General features: G+C 40.8%; 18 protein-coding genes. 11 read left to right on the forward strand and 7 right to left on the reverse strand.

The features are described from left to right. Positions 1-64: 64 nt before the first annotated feature. On the reverse strand, positions 65-484 hold the full coding sequence (locus I3259_RS16410; protein ID WP_238030756.1) for a secondary thiamine-phosphate synthase enzyme YjbQ: 420 nt from the start codon (positions 482-484) through the stop codon (positions 65-67). Between the two features lie 255 nt (positions 485-739). Between I3259_RS16410 and pgi the strand changes: the two genes are divergently transcribed. Then, positions 740-2,392 (forward strand): glucose-6-phosphate isomerase, encoded by a 1,653-nt coding sequence (gene pgi, locus I3259_RS16415; protein WP_238030758.1) that lies wholly within the window; start codon positions 740-742, stop codon positions 2,390-2,392. Positions 2,393-2,478: 86 nt separating this feature from the next. Here pgi and I3259_RS16420 read toward each other — a convergent pair whose 3' ends face one another. From I3259_RS16420 to zur, 3 genes are all read right to left on the reverse strand, one after another. Further along, a complete protein-coding gene (locus I3259_RS16420) occupies positions 2,479-2,685 on the reverse strand; it encodes a cold-shock protein (RefSeq protein ID WP_238030759.1) in 207 nt (68 codons plus the stop codon). A gap of 222 nt (positions 2,686-2,907) precedes the next feature. Then, positions 2,908-3,369, reverse strand: a complete 462-nt coding sequence (locus I3259_RS16425; RefSeq protein WP_005372777.1) for a chemotaxis protein CheX — start codon at positions 3,367-3,369, stop codon at positions 2,908-2,910. A 24-nt stretch (positions 3,370-3,393) separates the two neighbouring features. After that, entirely contained in the window at positions 3,394-3,849 is a 456-nt protein-coding gene (zur, locus tag I3259_RS16430) for a zinc uptake transcriptional repressor Zur (RefSeq protein WP_238030761.1), read from the reverse strand. 410 nt (positions 3,850-4,259) lie between these two features. Here zur and I3259_RS16435 point away from each other — a divergent pair, with 410 nt between their 5' ends. Next, a complete protein-coding gene (locus I3259_RS16435) occupies positions 4,260-4,502 on the forward strand; it encodes a hypothetical protein (protein WP_238030763.1) in 243 nt (80 codons plus the stop codon). A 256-nt stretch (positions 4,503-4,758) separates the two neighbouring features. Next, positions 4,759-5,910 (forward strand): iron-containing alcohol dehydrogenase, encoded by a 1,152-nt coding sequence (locus tag I3259_RS16440; protein WP_238030764.1) that lies wholly within the window; start codon positions 4,759-4,761, stop codon positions 5,908-5,910. Positions 5,911-6,072: 162 nt separating this feature from the next. On the opposite strand, the gene I3259_RS16445 is transcribed toward I3259_RS16440, so the two are convergent. After that, positions 6,073-6,285 (reverse strand): cold-shock protein, encoded by a 213-nt coding sequence (locus I3259_RS16445; protein WP_005372751.1) that lies wholly within the window; start codon positions 6,283-6,285, stop codon positions 6,073-6,075. 575 nt (positions 6,286-6,860) lie between these two features. Between I3259_RS16445 and dusA the strand changes: the two genes are divergently transcribed. The 7 genes from dusA to I3259_RS16480 all read left to right on the forward strand — a co-directional run bounded on the left by dusA (position 6,861) and on the right by I3259_RS16480 (position 14,032). After that, positions 6,861-7,877: a tRNA dihydrouridine(20/20a) synthase DusA gene (gene dusA / locus I3259_RS16450; protein ID WP_238030786.1), complete on the forward strand. Its 1,017-nt coding sequence runs from the start codon at positions 6,861-6,863 to the stop codon at positions 7,875-7,877. A gap of 266 nt (positions 7,878-8,143) precedes the next feature. Next, positions 8,144-8,386 (forward strand): envelope stress response protein PspG, encoded by a 243-nt coding sequence (gene pspG, locus I3259_RS16455; RefSeq protein WP_238030766.1) that lies wholly within the window; start codon positions 8,144-8,146, stop codon positions 8,384-8,386. A 182-nt stretch (positions 8,387-8,568) separates the two neighbouring features. Beyond that, the gene (locus I3259_RS16460) at positions 8,569-9,198 is read left to right on the forward strand and encodes a TIGR04219 family outer membrane beta-barrel protein (RefSeq protein ID WP_238030768.1); all 630 of its coding nucleotides are present in this window, start codon (positions 8,569-8,571) and stop codon (positions 9,196-9,198) included. A gap of 149 nt (positions 9,199-9,347) precedes the next feature. Beyond that, a complete protein-coding gene (locus I3259_RS16465) occupies positions 9,348-9,578 on the forward strand; it encodes a hypothetical protein (RefSeq protein WP_005372743.1) in 231 nt (76 codons plus the stop codon). A 188-nt stretch (positions 9,579-9,766) separates the two neighbouring features. After that, entirely contained in the window at positions 9,767-11,584 is a 1,818-nt protein-coding gene (locus tag I3259_RS16470; RefSeq protein WP_238030770.1) for an assimilatory sulfite reductase (NADPH) flavoprotein subunit, read from the forward strand. After that, on the forward strand, positions 11,584-13,275 hold the full coding sequence (cysI, locus tag I3259_RS16475) for an assimilatory sulfite reductase (NADPH) hemoprotein subunit (RefSeq protein ID WP_238030772.1): 1,692 nt from the start codon (positions 11,584-11,586) through the stop codon (positions 13,273-13,275). Before I3259_RS16470 ends, cysI begins: the two co-directional genes overlap by 1 nt. Then, positions 13,268-14,032, forward strand: coding sequence for a phosphoadenylyl-sulfate reductase (locus I3259_RS16480; RefSeq protein WP_105061357.1), 765 nt, complete (start codon positions 13,268-13,270; stop codon positions 14,030-14,032). The genes cysI and I3259_RS16480 overlap by 8 nt, the downstream gene beginning before the upstream one ends. 89 nt (positions 14,033-14,121) lie before the next feature. Here I3259_RS16480 and I3259_RS16485 read toward each other — a convergent pair whose 3' ends face one another. Both I3259_RS16485 and I3259_RS16490 read right to left on the reverse strand, forming a co-directional pair. Beyond that, positions 14,122-14,628, reverse strand: coding sequence for a DUF2780 domain-containing protein (locus I3259_RS16485; protein WP_238030774.1), 507 nt, complete (start codon positions 14,626-14,628; stop codon positions 14,122-14,124). Positions 14,629-14,815: 187 nt separating this feature from the next. Continuing rightward, positions 14,816-15,436 (reverse strand): FKBP-type peptidyl-prolyl cis-trans isomerase, encoded by a 621-nt coding sequence (locus I3259_RS16490; protein ID WP_005372738.1) that lies wholly within the window; start codon positions 15,434-15,436, stop codon positions 14,816-14,818. 136 nt (positions 15,437-15,572) lie between these two features. Here I3259_RS16490 and I3259_RS16495 point away from each other — a divergent pair, with 136 nt between their 5' ends. After that, the gene (locus I3259_RS16495) at positions 15,573-16,403 is read left to right on the forward strand and encodes a LysM-like peptidoglycan-binding domain-containing protein (protein WP_238030776.1); all 831 of its coding nucleotides are present in this window, start codon (positions 15,573-15,575) and stop codon (positions 16,401-16,403) included. Positions 16,404-16,439: the final 36 nt, after the last annotated feature.

Genomic DNA, 16,439 nt, shown 5'->3' on the forward strand with positions numbered 1-16,439 from the left:
CGTTATTACTAATATTGTAGTTGCAATAACGGGGCGGACCATACATTTTTGTATCATCAATATGCTATTCGCCTTGAATAGTGATCACGACTTGGCGAGAGCCGCCATGATCACGGTGCTCACCTAAATAAATACCTTGCCATATACCCAATGCTAAACGTCCTTGTGAAATTGGGATTGAGACACTGTTACCTAACAGTGAGCTTTTGATATGTGCAGGCATATCATCGTCTCCTTCATAGGTATGTCGATAATAAGGCGCACGTTCTGGTACAAAATGATTGAAGTGTTTCTCCATATCATGACGTACGGTTGGATCGGCATTTTCGTTAATAGTTAAGCTTGCTGAGGTGTGCTGGAGGAAGCAATGGACTAATCCAACACTTAAAGGTCGGATCTCACACAAATGTTGCGTTATTTCCTCAGTGATCAGGTGAAAACCACGCTTTTGAGGAGTAAGATTAATTGTTTTTTGATACCACATGGCTATTTACCTATAGGTTTAACCTTTTAGTTTGATTAGTTATTCGCATTATTACATTGATGCGAAATACAGGTATGATGCATTCCAAGTTTTCGTGATTTACCGCAATGACGATCTTTTCCTTTTCGCGGCATCATCACGAGTGATCAAAAATTATAAATAAGCCTGCCACTATAGGCTAATGAGCAAAATCGGGGATCTTTCGCAGACATTCATTCGTGCGGAAGATAAACATAACAAAATTAGGATATTTTTATGTTGAAGAACATCAACCCAACGCAAACAAAAGCGTGGCAAGATCTAACCGCACACTTTGAACAAGCTCAAGATTTCCAATTAAGCGACTTATTTGCTAATGACAGCGCCCGCTTTTCTAAGTTTTCTGCGCAATTTGGCTCAGATATCCTACTTGATTACTCTAAAAACCTTATCACTGAAGAGACGCTAACGAAGCTATTTGCTCTTGCAAAAGAGACAGAGTTAGATGCTGCAATAGCAGATATGTTCAGTGGCGAAAAGATTAACCGTACAGAAGATCGTGCAGTACTTCACGTAGCACTACGTAACCGTAGTAACACGCCAATTATGGTTGATGGTGAAGATGTGATGCCTGCGGTTAATGCGGTACTTGAGAAGATGAAGTCTTTCTCTGATCGCATCATCAATGGTGAATGGAAAGGTTACACAGGCAAAGAAATTACCGATATTGTGAACATCGGTATCGGTGGTTCGGATCTTGGTCCTTACATGGTGTCTGAGGCGCTAGGTGCTTATAAAACTCGCCTAAACATGCACTTTGTTTCTAACGTTGATGGCACGCACATTGCTGAAACGCTAAAAGATCTTAACCCTGAAACAACATTGTTCTTGATCGCATCAAAGACCTTCACGACTCAAGAAACCATGACTAACGCGCTATCAGCACGTGACTGGTTCTTAGCAAAAGCAGAAGATAAAGCGCATGTAGCGAAACATTTTGCTGCGCTTTCAACAAACGGTGAAGCGGTTGCTGAGTTTGGTATTGATACTGACAACATGTTCGAGTTCTGGGATTGGGTTGGTGGTCGTTATTCACTATGGTCTGCAATCGGTCTATCAATCTGCTTATCAGTAGGTTTTGATAACTTTGTTGCGCTACTTGATGGCGGTCATGCAATGGACAAACACTTTGCAGAAGCACCATTAGAGCAAAAACTACCAGTTATCCTTGCGCTTATTGGTATCTGGTATAACAACTTCCATGGTGCAGAAACAGAAGCGATTCTTCCTTATGATCAGTACATGCACCGTTTTGCAGCGTACTTCCAGCAAGGTAATATGGAATCAAACGGTAAGTACGTTGATCGTGGTGGTAACCCTGTAGATTACCAAACTGGCCCAATCATCTGGGGTGAGCCTGGTACCAATGGTCAGCACGCATTTTATCAGTTGATCCACCAAGGAACAAAACTGATCCCATGTGATTTTATTGCGCCAGCAATTAGTCATAATCCATTAGGTGATCACCATCCTAAATTGATGGCGAACTTCTTTGCGCAAACTGAAGCATTAGCGTTTGGTAAGAGCCGTGAGAAAGTTGAAGCAGAATTCTTTGCTGCGGGTAAATCACAAGAAGAAGTGAATGAACTAGCAGAATTTAAAGTATTCGAAGGCAACCGCCCAACAAACTCAATCTTAGTGAAAGAAATTACGCCTTATACACTCGGTGCATTGATTGCGCTTTATGAGCACAAGATTTTCACTCAAGGTGTTATTTGGAATATCTTTAGCTTTGATCAGTGGGGTGTTGAGCTTGGTAAGCAACTGGCTAACCAAATTCTGCCAGAGCTAAATAATAAAGAACAAGTATCAAGCCACGATAGTTCAACTAATGGTTTGATCAATGCATTTAAACAATGGCGAGCATAATCTTAGGTTAATGTATTAAGTCAGATGGTTATATAATAAAAACGCCGCTATCTAGCGGCGTTTTTTTATCTTTTCGATGATGCTTATTACAGTGCAACAACATCACTCGCTTGTGGGCCTTTCTGACCATCAGTCACGATAAACTCAACACTTTGGCCTTCACGTAAGGTGCGGCGCCCTTGAGCTTGAATGGCACTGAAGTGTACAAACACATCTTTACCATCCGTTCCAGAAATAAAACCAAAGCCTTTGTCATCGTTGAACCACTTTACGGTTCCAGTCAGTTTACTCATGTACGTCTTTCCCTTTTAGACAAATAATATATAGTCATTGCGCAATTATAAGTAACAGGATGCGTATGACGTAAACTAGTCTAGATCGAAATAAGAGCTGTGAGTAGTCTTTTATTTAAGAATTGGATTATTAATAAAATTCTTAATAAATAATTAGATAGCGTTAATTTTGGGAGGGGGTTATCGTGTAACTGGCTTATAGTTTAATAGCAAAATACGAGATCAATCGAAGCAAATTTCGATATAGGCTTTACCATAGTCTGAATCAAACGGCATCAAGATGATCGCATTATCACATTTATGGGTGATGGTATGGCCTTTACCTGAGACAACTGCGGGTGTTGCCATGTCAAAGTCATAGCCATTCTCAGCCAATGCGCGTTTGGCACCACCAGTTACCATATTAGTAATTTCACCAACCATATCAGTAACATCTTCATTAATGCCTGCTGGACGTTCACCCAGCATTCGTTGCATGATTTCAAGCGCTAGATCTTGCTCAAACGTAATCGACATTGACCCTTTAGTTTTTGGGCCAATCATCCCTATTAAGCCAGATACATCACCACGCGCAATTTCATCTTTCTTTAGTCTTGGCTTTTGTGGTGTCATTGGCATAGACGCCATGGTATTGAGCACATTAATCAGAGATGCAAGGAAAGGGTTAATAAATTCTGCGCGCATAATTGTAAGACTTTTCGTTGTAGGTTAAATAATAAGTTTATTACCCTGGCATTTTTCACAAATACCATGGCTTTCAACAACATGATGATTGATCTTAAAACCAAATTTTTCTGATTTTTGACGAAGCAGTTTGGCTAACTCATCGTCATGGCATTCTTCAACACAACCACACTCATCACAAATTAATAACTGTGAGCAGTGATCTGCATGTCCTAGTACACAGCAAGCAATATAGCTATTTGTTGACTCGACTTTATGAACAAAACCTTGTGCTAAGAGAAAATCTAAAGCTCGGTAAATCGTTGGCGGTTTTGCCTGCGGTTCTGAAATCTTGAGTTGATCTAATAACTCGTATGCACTAATTGAGCTATGGTGCTCAATAATCAACGCTAACACTTTTAAGCGCTGTGGCGTAAGTCTAACGCCTCGTTCTTCGCAGAGTCGCTGCGCTTTTGCTAATAATTGGGCTTGGTCCGCCATAAAACCTCAAAAAACTACAATAACAGTCTTATTTTATCACAGCCGATTTGAAACATACCGTAACTTAGTAATCAAGCTGCAATAAGCTGTAGTGTTTCGTGTTGATGATCACGTAATAAGGGAAATAAGAATAATTTAGCGCTGATTTATTTCATTGATGCTTGCGGTGACTCGAAATATTCCTTTTAGCTCTTAATCGGCGTTTATATACCTCAAGACATTATTTGGATGTGAGAAGTAAAAGTGAAGGGGACATTAAAGTTGTTTTTCTCTTACCACTAATCTATTACCATTTGGTAATAATCTTTTGTGAAACTGGTATATTGTTTATTTATTGGTAATTATTGATAATAACCTCATCGAAACGCACAGAGCGCTATTAAAAGTATCTATAAAAGGTTTTATTACTCATGAAAACAGTTATTAAAGCAACTATCGCAGCCGCTGTTATTGCTATGTCTTACAACGTATCAGCTAAAGATGGTGCATTTACCGGTAATGTTAATTTTAATCATAAAGCAAATAATACTGTTGCAGCATGTCATTATTCAGTGAATGGTACAGCAGATAAATCACATTCAGGTATTGTACTAACCAGCAAAGTAACTGACATGACATTTGCACAAAAGTTACTTTCAGCTGCTGATAAATAAGAAAGTCGCATACCGTTACCAAAACGTTTTTCTCAATTTAATTATGAGCTATTTCGTAAAAGTGTTTTGGCTTTTCGCTCTATTGTTACCTAATAGCTAGGGCGTAGAATGAAATTATTGAAACAGACAGCAACACTAAAATCGGTAAGGATATACAACATCCCTTCAGTATATCCCTCAACGTAAACTCGCATTCAGACTTATGGCTACTTCCGTAAGTCATTATAAATTAATAATAAATTATCGGAGATTTACTATGAGCAATGTATTTTACATGCCACCTGTAACCTTAATGGGCCCTAACGCTATTCAATCTCTAGGTGCTGAGCTTGCATCAAAAGAATTAACGAAAGCACTTATCGTGACAGACAGTGTATTGGTTGAAGTAGGTCTTGTTAGTAAGTTAACAGATGAGCTAAAAGCACATAACTTAGATTTTGTTGTGTTTGATGGTGTTCAACCAAACCCGACAGAGAAAAACATCGAAGATGGTCTTGAGCTATTAGCAAACAGCCATGCTGATTTTGTGATTTCATTCGGTGGCGGTTCTTCACACGATACGGCTAAAGGTATCGCATTAGTGGCAGCTAACGGTGGCCATATTCGAGATTACTCTAAAGGCGTACATCTTTCTAAGAAACCACAACTGCCATTGGTAACTGTGAACACAACAGCAGGTACCGCATCAGAAATGACAGTATTTGCGATTATCACTAACCAAGAAGATGAAACCAAATACCCTGTGGTTGATAAGCACTTCACACCAATTATTGCCGTTAACGATTCAGAACTAATGGTAGCAATGCCTAAGTTCTTAACCGCAACAACAGGTATGGATGCGTTAACACATGCCGTTGAAGCGTATGTTTCAACTGCAGCGACACCAATAACCGATGCATCAGCGATTAAAGCGATTGAGTTAATTGTAAACAACCTAGAAACGGCAGTGAACGACGGTCAAAACCGCGAAGCACGTGACGCGATGCAGTACGGTGAGTACTTAGCTGGTATGGCATTCTCAAATGCTTCATTGGGTTATGTTCACTCAATGGCACACCAATTGGGTGGTGTTTACAACCTATCTCATGGTTTATGTAACGCAATCTTATTAGCTGAAGTTTCACGCTTTAACGCACAACAAGTACCAGAGCGTTTTGTTGATATTGCAAAAGCAATGGGTGTGGATGTATCAGGTATGACTCAAGAGCAAGCTGTTAATGCAGCCCTTGAAGCGATTGATACACTATCTGAAAAGGTAGGAACTAAGCAACGTCTAGCAGGTTTGGGTGTAACAGAAGACAAGTTAGCGTTCATGGCACAAAATGCCCTAAACGATGCGTGTTCTTTAACTAACCCACGTAAAGCGAGCCTAGAAGAAATCGTTGAGATCTTCAAAGCACGTATGTAGTTACCCCGACGATCGGTAATTAGTCTAATCTGTCGAAAAGCCGCTGATCATTAGCGGCTTTTTTCGTCTTACTCTACCTTTCCATTAAAGAGGTTCGGTAAGTTGCAGACATAAAAAATGCCGGCCTTAGCCAGCATTTTTTCATTTATCAAAAAAGATAAATTATAGAGCTACAACGTTTGCAGCTTGAAGACCTTTTTGGCCTTGCTCTACTTCAAAAGACACTTTTTGGCCTTCAGCAAGAGTTTTGAAACCTTCAGAAGCGATAGCACGGAAGTGAACGAATACGTCAGCACCGCCGTTGTCTTGAGTAATGAAACCAAAACCTTTCTCTTCGTTAAACCATTTTACTAAACCAGTAGTTTTGTTAGACATGTGATGCCCCTTATAAATGTGATTAATTAACCGCTAAAATGCGATGTGCTAAGTGGTTAAATTATTTAATGTTACTGCCAAAACAAGGGAAACACTGAAGTACAAAACGATAACGTTGATGTAGCTGAAGGTTTAACTGTTACTTGGTGCTGCATTTAATAACTCTCTAAACAACAGAGCGAGACGGATAATAACAGGTGTTTACTTTTTGTACAGTCTTTTTTGTCGATATATTCGAAATAGATTATTGATACTGCTGTATAGATAAGAGAAAGAAGAGCTTTTACATAATATTTATGAAAAAACACGGAGCTTCTTTTCTTAGAAAGCTAAAAAATAAAGGTATACGAGTACGGTGTGAGTACGTTCTCGCTTTCACTTTATTGCTTCTGCTTTGGCTTAACTACGTTTTAATGTAGAATCCGCTTTCTTCAGAATATACCTCAAACCACATCAGTTAAGTATTTAGCGATCGTATCTCTTAGATATTACGTAGTGAGGGGAGTAAAGTTCTGAATTTAAACGTAAACCAATCCAAACAAGGTATTAATATGACAAATGTTGTAGACGAGACAATGAAAAATAACTTGTCAACTCAAAGTGTTACAGGCGATTTTCCAATGCAGCGTTTTTCTGTCGCACCGATGCTGGATTGGACTGACCGTCATTGTCGCTACTTTCACCGTTTAATGAGTAAAGAAGCATTGTTGTATACCGAGATGGTAACAACAGGTGCGATTATTCACGGTAAGGGTGATTTCTTAGCGTATAACGAAGAAGAACATCCATTGGCGCTTCAACTGGGTGGTTCAAATCCAATTGATTTAGCGCGTTGTGCTAAGTTAGCGCAAGAGCGTGGCTACGATGAAATTAACCTAAACGTGGGATGCCCATCTGATCGCGTACAAAACGGTATGTTTGGTGCTTGTCTAATGGGTGAAGCCGATTTGGTAGCACAGTGTGTCACTGCTATGCGTGATGTGGTTGATATTCCGGTGACGGTAAAAACCCGTATTGGTATTGATGATCAAGATTCTTATGAATTTTTAAAAGACTTTATCCACGTGGTATCGGAGAAAGGCGGTTGTGACAACTTCACTATCCACGCCCGTAAAGCATGGCTAAGTGGTTTAAGCCCGAAAGAGAACCGTGAAATTCCGCCACTAGACTATCCACGTGTTTACCAACTAAAGCAAGATTTTGCGCATTTAACCATGGCAATCAATGGTGGTATTAAAACTTTTGAAGAAATGGAAGAACACCTGAAACATATGGATGGTGTGATGGTCGGTCGTGAAGCGTACCAAAGCCCATATTTAATGGCGGAAGTGGATCAGCGTTTATTTGGTAGTGAGCGCCCTGTGATGAAACGTCGTGAAGTGGTTGAAGCGATGTACCCATACATTGAAAAGCAACTCGCGAACGGTTCTTACTTGGGACATATTACACGCCATATGCTGGGCTTATTCCAAAGTATGCCGGGAGCACGTCAGTGGCGTCGACATATCAGTGAGAATGCTCATAAACCGGGTGCTGGCATTGAAGTTGTTCAGCAGGCGTTAGATAAAATTCCTGCTCACTTAGATGTTTAATTACTGAATTGTTGTTGGCGAGATTCACGATAAATAAGTGAATTTGGCTAACGCAGAGAGAAAAGGCTAATCCCTGTGGGTTAGCCTTTTTTGTATCTGATTGAAAATTAAGTGATTAGTTTTTTATATCACTTGGCGTGATTTGTGCAATTACATCTAATAGCGATATTGAATAGGATCACTTTCAACATGCTTTGTCGGTTTATGTTGTGAACTTGATAGAAAAGATTATCGTTGAAAGGTAATACTTGGTTAAGGAGAGGGTTATGTTTGAGTTTCTATTTTTGCTGACGTTTGCATTTGTGTTAGTTTTTACGGGTGTCAGTATTATTGGCATGATGATAGCTGTTGCGGCTGGTTTTGCGATCATGGCTGTGGTTGGTATGTTGGGTTTAGTGATTAAGTTACTACCTTGGATCGTGTTAATTGCCATTGCGATTTGGTTGGTGAGAGATAACAAAAAAGTACAAGATTACAAAGATCGTCTATCTCGTACGCGTCGTTATTAATCAGCTTATAAATGAATAGTGTTATATTTCAATCAGAATACTATCGATAAAATAATAGTTAGGCTTTTTTAGTAACTTCAGTCCAAAAATACAATCAAAACAGATAAGAGCAGTGTTTTTTTAGGGTTTCTGGTATAGTTTCGCCGTTTAAAATTATTAATAATGAAGAGCGGAGACTCGACATGAAAAAAGTAATGCTTTCAGTAGCAGCGGCAATGGCAATAACTGCTGCTATTCCAGCACAGGCAGATACCCTTTTAGGTCTTAAAGTAGGTGCAGATGCTTGGTTTGCAAATGCAAAAGTTGATGGCCATAAAAGTGATGATACATCAGCATCTTACTACGCATCTTTTGAACACTTTATTCCTTTAGTTCCTAACTTTATGGTTCGTTACAACAATATCGATGCCGGTAATGTTGCATTTGAACAAAGTGATTTTACGGCGTACTACGAAATTCTAGATAACGATTTGGTGTCTTTAGATCTTGGTCTAACCATGACTAAGTTCGGTGGCGTTAAAATTCAAAATGATGATAGCTTCAGCGATTGGCAGCCAACCCTTTACGGTAGTGCTGAAATCGGTATTCCAGCAACACCATTAACGGTATTTACACAGTTAAATGCAGGTAATGTTGATGGAACACGTCTATTTGACGGCCAGGCTGGTGTTAAATACACCATTGGTTTAGTTGCGGCAGATCTAAATCTTCGTGGTGGTTACCGCATGATGGATTACGACTTCGATAAAGCGAAGAATGCTGGCGATGTTGATCTAAATGGTTGGTTCGCAGGTGTTGAAGTCGACTTCTAAGTCTTCTTAAGCTAACGAATTAATAAAAACCACGACAATGTCGTGGTTTTTTTATTGGCTGTTTATGGGTTTTTGTACCATTTTTAAGTGTATACATTCCATCTTTTATGCAGAGCTAATAAAAGTGACAAAGGATAGGGAGTAAGGTTATGACACTGACTGAGCTACAACACCTTTATGTTAGCCAAGAATTGGTTGAGGCAGTGGTTGAGCCTTCAATTGGTGATGGTTATATTGTTGAATTTCGTCACCGTCGAGGTGGCTTGGTTCCTTTAACTGACGGGGCTGGCAGTGAACGTTGCTATAGTGATATTGATAGCGCAACTCAACAAGCTTTTGAAGTGGGATTTCATCAAGTTAGAATTGCTGATGAATACTAAAACCGATCATATTACCTGCCAATAAAGGCGAGATAATCCTTATTGTTAGACGGCAAAATAACGATTATTTCGCATTCACTTTTCTTCTTAACCTTTAAAAAGGTTATAAAACATTCTTATCTATTCTTTCTTGTTATTACATGAAATGGCTAATCTAACAGTACGCAATGAATAGGGATCGTCGTGTCATGTTAGTGAAGGAATTATCGGCTTTAGCCAGTCCACTTAATGATCAGCAAATAGATCAACTGAAGCAAGCTGCGGCAGAATCGTCGCCACAACAGCTTGCGTGGATCAGTGGCTACTTTTGGGGATTAAGCCAAACCCAGTCTCAATCAGCTGCAGATCCTGCAGCCCAAAATAATGTACTGGCTGCCGCAAAACCAGCCGGTAAACTCACCATCATTTATGCCTCGCAAACCGGTAACGCCAAAGGTGTTGCTGAAGCGTTAAAAGAAGAAGCACAAGCGGCTGATATTGCTGTTCAAGTGTTTTCTGCTGGCGACTATAAAGGTAAAAACCTCGCTAAGGAAACCCACGTGATTATCGTGGCATCAACCCATGGCGAAGGTGAAGCACCTGATGATGCTATTGAATTACATGAATTTTTACAATCTAAGAAAGCCCCTAAACTGGCAGATCTTAACTATGCCGTGATTGGTTTAGGTGATTCAAGCTATGAGTTCTTCTGTCAAACAGCAAAAGACTTTGATAGTTACTTAGCTAAACTTGGCGCGCAGCCAATGCTTGAACGTTTAGATTGTGACGTTGACTATGAAGCACCTGCTGCTGAATGGCGTGCACAAGCATTAGCTAAAACCAAAGAAACTTTATCAACGGGTGAAGCTGAAGTTGTTCAACTCCCTGTAGGTCAAAAGCCTGCGGCTGTTTCTGCATACAATAAACAGAACCCTTACACCGCGAGTTTATTGGTAAGTCAAAAAATCACAGGCCGTGATTCAGGTAAAGATGTTCGCCACATTGAAATTGATATAGAAGATTCAGGCTTAACGTATCAAGCGGGTGATGCTCTCGGTGTATGGTTTGAAAATGACCCACAGTTAGTGGATGCCATTTTAGCGAAGCTTAGCTTAGATGCGGATACCTCTGTTGACGTTGATGGTGCAGCATTAAGTTTACGTGATGCGTTGATTAGCAAATATGAAATTACTGCATCAAATCCACAGTTTGTGACCAAATACGCTGAGTTATCAGGTAGTAAAAAGCTTGAAAAGCTGGTGGCAGATCGTGAAAAGCTACGTGAGTATTCTGCGAAAACACAAATTATTGATGTCTTAGCTGAAAAGAAAACAGCATTAACCGCAGAGCAATTAATTGGTCTACTTCGTCGTTTAACACCGCGTTTATATTCTATTGCTTCAAGCCAAGAAGAAGTGGGTGAAGAGGTTCACTTAACCGTTGGTGTGGTTGAGTTTGAGCAAGGTGATGAACAACGCCAAGGTGGCGCATCAAGCTTCTTAGCTCAGCGTTTAGAAGAAGGCGGTGAAGTTAAAGTTTTTGTTGAAACTAACAATAACTTTAAGTTGCCAGCAGATGATAATACTCCTGTGATCATGGTGGGGCCGGGTACCGGTATCGCACCATTCCGTGCCTTTGTTCAAGAGCGAGATAATCGTGAAGCACAAGGTAAAAACTGGTTATTCTTTGGCGACCGTACTTTCACTGAAGATTTCTTATACCAAGTTGAGTGGCAAAAATATTTAAAAGATGGGGTTGTTAATCAGATTGATGTGGCATTTAGCCGCGACCAAGCTGAGAAAGTTTACGTTCAGCACCGCATCTTAGAACAAGCTGCACAAGTATGGCAGTGGCTGCAAGACGGCGCGCATGTTTATGTGTGTGGTGATGCCAATCAAATGGCAAAAGATGTTCATCAAGCGCTGATCACAGTGATTGAGCAACAAGGGAATAAAACGCGCGAGCAGGCTGAGCAGTATCTTAACGATCTGCGTAAGGATAAGCGCTATCAAAGGGATGTGTACTAATGACTGACCAAAAATTATCAGATAACGAACGTCTAAAACGCGAGAGTAATGCTTTACGCGGCACCATAAAGCAGGATCTTGGCGATCGTATGACCGGTGGTTTTACTGCAGATAACTTCCAGTTGATCCGTTTCCATGGCATGTATCAGCAAGATGATCGCGATATCCGTGCTGAGCGTGCAAAACAAAAACTTGAACCACTACATAACGTGATGCTACGTGCTCGTATGCCTGGCGGTATCATTACCCCTAAACAGTGGTTGGAAATTGATAAGTTTGCTGATGAGCATACTTCTTATGGCAGTATTCGTTTAACAACGCGTCAGACGTTCCAGTTCCACGGTGTACTAAAACCTAATATCAAGCTGATGCACCAAACGCTAAATAGTATTGGTATTGATTCAATTGCTACAGCGGGTGATGTTAACCGTAACGTACTGTGTACAACAAATCCTGTCGAGTCAGAACTTCACCAAGAAGCATATGAGTGGGCAAAAAAGATCAGTGAACACTTGCTACCTAAAACCCGAGCATATGCGGAAATTTGGTTAGACGGTGAAAAGCTAGAAACAACCGATGAAGAGCCAATTTTAGGCAGTAATTACCTGCCGCGTAAATTTAAAACCACGGTTGTGATCCCACCTCAAAATGATGTGGATGTGCATGCCAATGATCTTAACTTTATCGCGATTGCAGATAACGGCAAGTTAGTGGGCTTCAACGTATTAGTGGGCGGCGGTTTAGCAATGACTCACGGCGATCATTCTACTTACCCTCGTCGTGCCGATGACTTTGGCTTTATTCCACTAGAGAAAACGTTAGATGTTGCAGCAGCAGTGGTAACAACACAGCGTGATTGGGGTAACCGTTCAAATCGTAAGAATGCAAAAACTAAGTACACGTTAGATCGTGTAGGTAGTGATGTATTTAAAGCGGAAGTTGAAAAACGCGCGGGTATTCAATTTGAAGACAGCCGACCTTATGAGTTTACCGATCGTGGTGATCGCATTGGTTGGGTTGAAGGTATCGACGGTAAGCATCACCTAGCCTTGTTTATTGAAAATGGACGTTTATTAGATTATCCGAACAAGCCATTAAAAACCGGTGTGGCTGAAATTGCTAAGGTGCATGGCGGTGATTTCCGTATGACAGCTAACCAAAACTTAATTGTTGCGGGAGTGTTAGCAAAAGACAAGGATAAGATCGAAAAGATCGCGCGCGATCATGGTTTGATTGATGACGGTGTTAGTGAGCAGCGTAAAAACTCAATGGCTTGTGTTTCATTGCCAACCTGTCCATTAGCGATGGCAGAAGCAGAACGTTTCTTACCTGAATTTGTTACCGATGTTGAAGGTATTTTAGAAAAGCACGGCTTAGACGATGATGAAAATATCATTCTTCGTGTCACGGGTTGTCCAAATGGCTGTGGTCGTGCGATGTTGGCGGAAATTGGCCTCGTAGGTAAAGCGCCGGGTCGTTATAACTTACATTTAGGCGGTAACCGTAACGGAACACGTGTACCGAAAATGTACCGTGAAAATATTACTGTTGCGCAGATCATGGATGAAATTGATAGCTTAGTGGGTCGTTGGTCTACAGAGCGTCAAGAAAGTGAAGACTTTGGTGATTTCACTATTCGCGCAGGCATTATTGATGAAGTAAAAGTATCAAAGAGAGATTTTTATGGCTAAATTTCAACTGGCTGAGTTACTTGAGCTGCCTAAAGTGAGTCAAATTATTCAGCTGGCTGAAATCAATGCCGAGCTGGAGGATATGACGGCAGAGCAGCGAGTAAGCTGGGCTATCGACAACCTTGAAGGTGGGTTTGCATTAGCATCAAGTTTTGGGATTCAATCTGCTGTGATGTTGCATTTAGTCACAACAGTAAAGCCTGATATTCCTGTAGTTTTAACCGATACGGGGTATTTATTTCCTGAAACGTATCAGTTTATTGATAGCTTAACCAAACGATTAGATCTTAATCTTCATGTCTACAGCGCAAAACAAAGCGCCGCATGGCAAGAAGCACGTTATGGTCAACTGTGGTTACAAGGGGTTGATGGCATTAAGCAATATAATTTGCTTAATAAAGTTGAGCCAATGCGTCGAGCATTAGATGAACTGCAAGTGAAAACATGGTTTTCTGGGCTACGTCGTGAACAATCAAGCTCACGTGCAACATTACCGGTATTAGCGATCCAGAATGGACGCTTTAAGTTCCTGCCATTAATTGATTGGAGTAATGAGCAAATCGATCTGTATTTACAACAGCATGATTTGCCTTATCACCCATTAAAAGCGCAAGACTATCTTTCTGTCGGTGATGTCCATACGACAGTTAAGTGGCAACCAGGGATGAAAGAAGAAGAAACGCGATTCTTTGGTCTAAAACGTGAGTGTGGTTTACACGAAGACAGCGACACAGAAGCGGATGGTTCAGGAATTTAACCGATAGCAAATCAGAACGAGTGTAATAGAAAAGGGCGAGATCGATGATCTCGCCCTTTTATTTTTTCGATTGATTAATCAATAACAAATTATTTTGCGGCAACAGGTGCGGCTGGTGCCCAAATGTTTTTCAGTGCGCCAAGTAGTTCATTACTTGCGCCTTGCTCACCTAAGAATTGTGTAACAACAGGTGCGAATTGGTTAACCATTTCAGGCTTCATGCCTAGTAAAGAAAAGACTTTATCGATATTTTCTTTATTACCTAATAGTTGACCTAAGCCGAGAGGTAATGAGTCAGTTAGCTTTTCTGCTCCAGGAATTAATTGAGCTAACTCTTTACCTTGTGGGCCTGTTAGCTCACTGGTTGCCATTGCTAGTAATGCACCAGCACCGCCTGCTGCTTGCTCTGGTTTTACACCAAGATCAGACACTAGCGCTTTTGTTAATGGGTTTTCTGCAATCTGTGTGGCAACTTGATCACTTTTTTCTCCCCCAAAAGCACTCGCGACATCAGATAGGCTGAATGCATGGCTCATTGCACTTGATGATAATAAAGCAACGGCAGTAAGTGTGGTTAAGATATGACGCTTTTCCATGGGGTTCTCCTTAATTTAACTATTATCTATCCTAGTGTAGATATTTATTTTTGTAATACATTTTATTGATAAAACACGATAGGTGGTGATTTAGCTAGCAGGATTTATTATTTTGAGGGAATGGAGTGTGTTTTTTGTCCATAAAAAAACGGCGCCGAAGCGCCGTTTTTAAGAAGAAAGCAATATCTTATAGGATATCTAGTAGCTCAACTTCAAATACTAGTGCTGCATATGGAGGGATTGCAGCACCTGCGCCACGCTCACCGTATGCTAGGTTTTGTGGAATAGATAGTTTCCACTTAGAACCTACAGGCATCATTTGTAGTGCTTCAACCCAACCAGCGATAACGCCAGTTACAGGGAATTCAGCAGGTTGACCGCGAGAAACAGAGCTGTCAAAAACAGTGCCGTCTGTTAGCATACCGTGGTAATGAACACGTACTTGCTTGTCAGAAGTTGGGATTTCGCCGTTACCTTCAACTAGTACTTCGTATTGAAGACCAGAATCAGTTACTGTAACTTCTGCACGCTTTGCGTTTTCAGCTAGGAATGCTTCGCCTTCAGCAGCAGCTAGTTTCGCTTGCTCTTGACGTGCAGCGTCTGCTGCAGTGTGAAGTTCACGTAGTGCATTGTTGATTTCATCAACTTCGATTTCTGGCATTTCGCCAGCAAGAGAAGCTGCGATACCTTTCGCAATTGCTGCTACGTTTAGGCCTTCAAGACCGCTTTGTGCTAGTTGTTGGCCCATTTGTAGACCAATACCGTAACTTGCTTTAGTCTCAACTGTATCTAGTTTAACGTCAGACATTATCGTCATCTCTTAATGTAGAATGAATTAAAGCAAGCAGGATAACAGTTTCGCCCCTCATGGGTAAACTCATGGGTAAATATTTGTAATCATTATTCGCAAATTGCGTGACATATGAAGCTCTGGAGTGCTGTATATGGGACAGGCCAATCGCCGTTCGAGAACAAAACATGCGTCAAAACGATCATCAGTAAATGTTAATTTGTCAGGGCTCTCTGATAAATGTTGCGAGATAAAAGCTGGAATTGGCCATACATGGTCTCATTTTCCACGTTTTCACCGCTGGGCATTGATGGTCCTTGTGCCTATTTTTGTTGCTATATTAATGTTGCCGTCATCTGATCAATTAGAGCAAGAGCAAAGTGCCGATAGTGGTGTGCGTCGTGATATTTCTCTTAATCTTGGCGGTTCAACTAGTAGCAATCAAGTGGCTGGACAAACGGGAACAACATCATCAAATACTGCAGTTGGTAAGCGTACAGATATTGTTTTAGATACTGCAGATATTCATGAAGACAGTAAGATGAAAGCGGTTGGAGGAACGGAAGATACTGGTCCTGCGCCTGAAAAGAAACCGATGATTCAGAAAATTTATCCGTTAAATGGGGGGAAGGCGTATACCGTTGATCTGTCAAAAGAAGGGGCGGTGGTAACGAAAGCAACGGATAAACCAGCTAAAACAAAGACGGTAACGACAACAAGTACTGCGGGGCGGTGGGTCAGTTATAAAGTCCCAGCAGGTAAAACTTTAGCTAGTGTGTTTAGAGATCGCTCGTTACCGTTATCGGATTTATACAAAATTGCCAATATTGAAGGAGCAGGCAAGCCGATCAGTAATGTACAGGCTGGTCAAATGCTAACATATCGTGTAAATAGCAATGGCCAAATTGAAGGATTGAAGATTGAAGGTAATGGTATTTCAGCAGCTTATTACCGTAGCAGTAATGGCAGTTATTATCGTAAATAACCGTTGATGAAATAAATATGAAAAAGCCCACTTATA

The organism is Photobacterium sp. Ph5 (genome assembly GCF_022129445.1).
Taxonomy (GTDB): Bacteria; Pseudomonadota; Gammaproteobacteria; order Enterobacterales; family Vibrionaceae; genus Photobacterium.

What these genes read in the sequence shown, in the direction of transcription:
- I3259_RS16490 (WP_005372738.1), bottom strand. Translation starts at nt 15,436, where the DNA reads ATGTCTGACGTTAAACTAGATACAGTTGAGACTAAAGCAAGTTACGGT.
- pspG (WP_238030766.1), top strand. Translation starts at nt 8,144, where the DNA reads ATGTTTGAGTTTCTATTTTTGCTGACGTTTGCATTTGTGTTAGTTTTT.
- I3259_RS16440 (WP_238030764.1), top strand. Translation starts at nt 4,759, where the DNA reads ATGAGCAATGTATTTTACATGCCACCTGTAACCTTAATGGGCCCTAAC.
- I3259_RS16465 (WP_005372743.1), top strand. Translation starts at nt 9,348, where the DNA reads ATGACACTGACTGAGCTACAACACCTTTATGTTAGCCAAGAATTGGTT.
- I3259_RS16480 (WP_105061357.1), top strand. Translation starts at nt 13,268, where the DNA reads ATGGCTAAATTTCAACTGGCTGAGTTACTTGAGCTGCCTAAAGTGAGT.
- dusA (WP_238030786.1), top strand. Translation starts at nt 6,861, where the DNA reads ATGAAAAATAACTTGTCAACTCAAAGTGTTACAGGCGATTTTCCAATG.
- cysI (WP_238030772.1), top strand. Translation starts at nt 11,584, where the DNA reads ATGACTGACCAAAAATTATCAGATAACGAACGTCTAAAACGCGAGAGT.
- pgi (WP_238030758.1), top strand. Translation starts at nt 740, where the DNA reads ATGTTGAAGAACATCAACCCAACGCAAACAAAAGCGTGGCAAGATCTA.
- I3259_RS16435 (WP_238030763.1), top strand. Translation starts at nt 4,260, where the DNA reads ATGAAAACAGTTATTAAAGCAACTATCGCAGCCGCTGTTATTGCTATG.
- I3259_RS16425 (WP_005372777.1), bottom strand. Translation starts at nt 3,369, where the DNA reads ATGCGCGCAGAATTTATTAACCCTTTCCTTGCATCTCTGATTAATGTG.
- zur (WP_238030761.1), bottom strand. Translation starts at nt 3,849, where the DNA reads ATGGCGGACCAAGCCCAATTATTAGCAAAAGCGCAGCGACTCTGCGAA.
- I3259_RS16495 (WP_238030776.1), top strand. Translation starts at nt 15,573, where the DNA reads ATGGGACAGGCCAATCGCCGTTCGAGAACAAAACATGCGTCAAAACGA.
- I3259_RS16410 (WP_238030756.1), bottom strand. Translation starts at nt 484, where the DNA reads ATGTGGTATCAAAAAACAATTAATCTTACTCCTCAAAAGCGTGGTTTT.
- I3259_RS16460 (WP_238030768.1), top strand. Translation starts at nt 8,569, where the DNA reads ATGAAAAAAGTAATGCTTTCAGTAGCAGCGGCAATGGCAATAACTGCT.
- I3259_RS16470 (WP_238030770.1), top strand. Translation starts at nt 9,767, where the DNA reads ATGTTAGTGAAGGAATTATCGGCTTTAGCCAGTCCACTTAATGATCAG.
- I3259_RS16485 (WP_238030774.1), bottom strand. Translation starts at nt 14,628, where the DNA reads ATGGAAAAGCGTCATATCTTAACCACACTTACTGCCGTTGCTTTATTA.
- I3259_RS16420 (WP_238030759.1), bottom strand. Translation starts at nt 2,685, where the DNA reads ATGAGTAAACTGACTGGAACCGTAAAGTGGTTCAACGATGACAAAGGC.
- I3259_RS16445 (WP_005372751.1), bottom strand. Translation starts at nt 6,285, where the DNA reads ATGTCTAACAAAACTACTGGTTTAGTAAAATGGTTTAACGAAGAGAAA.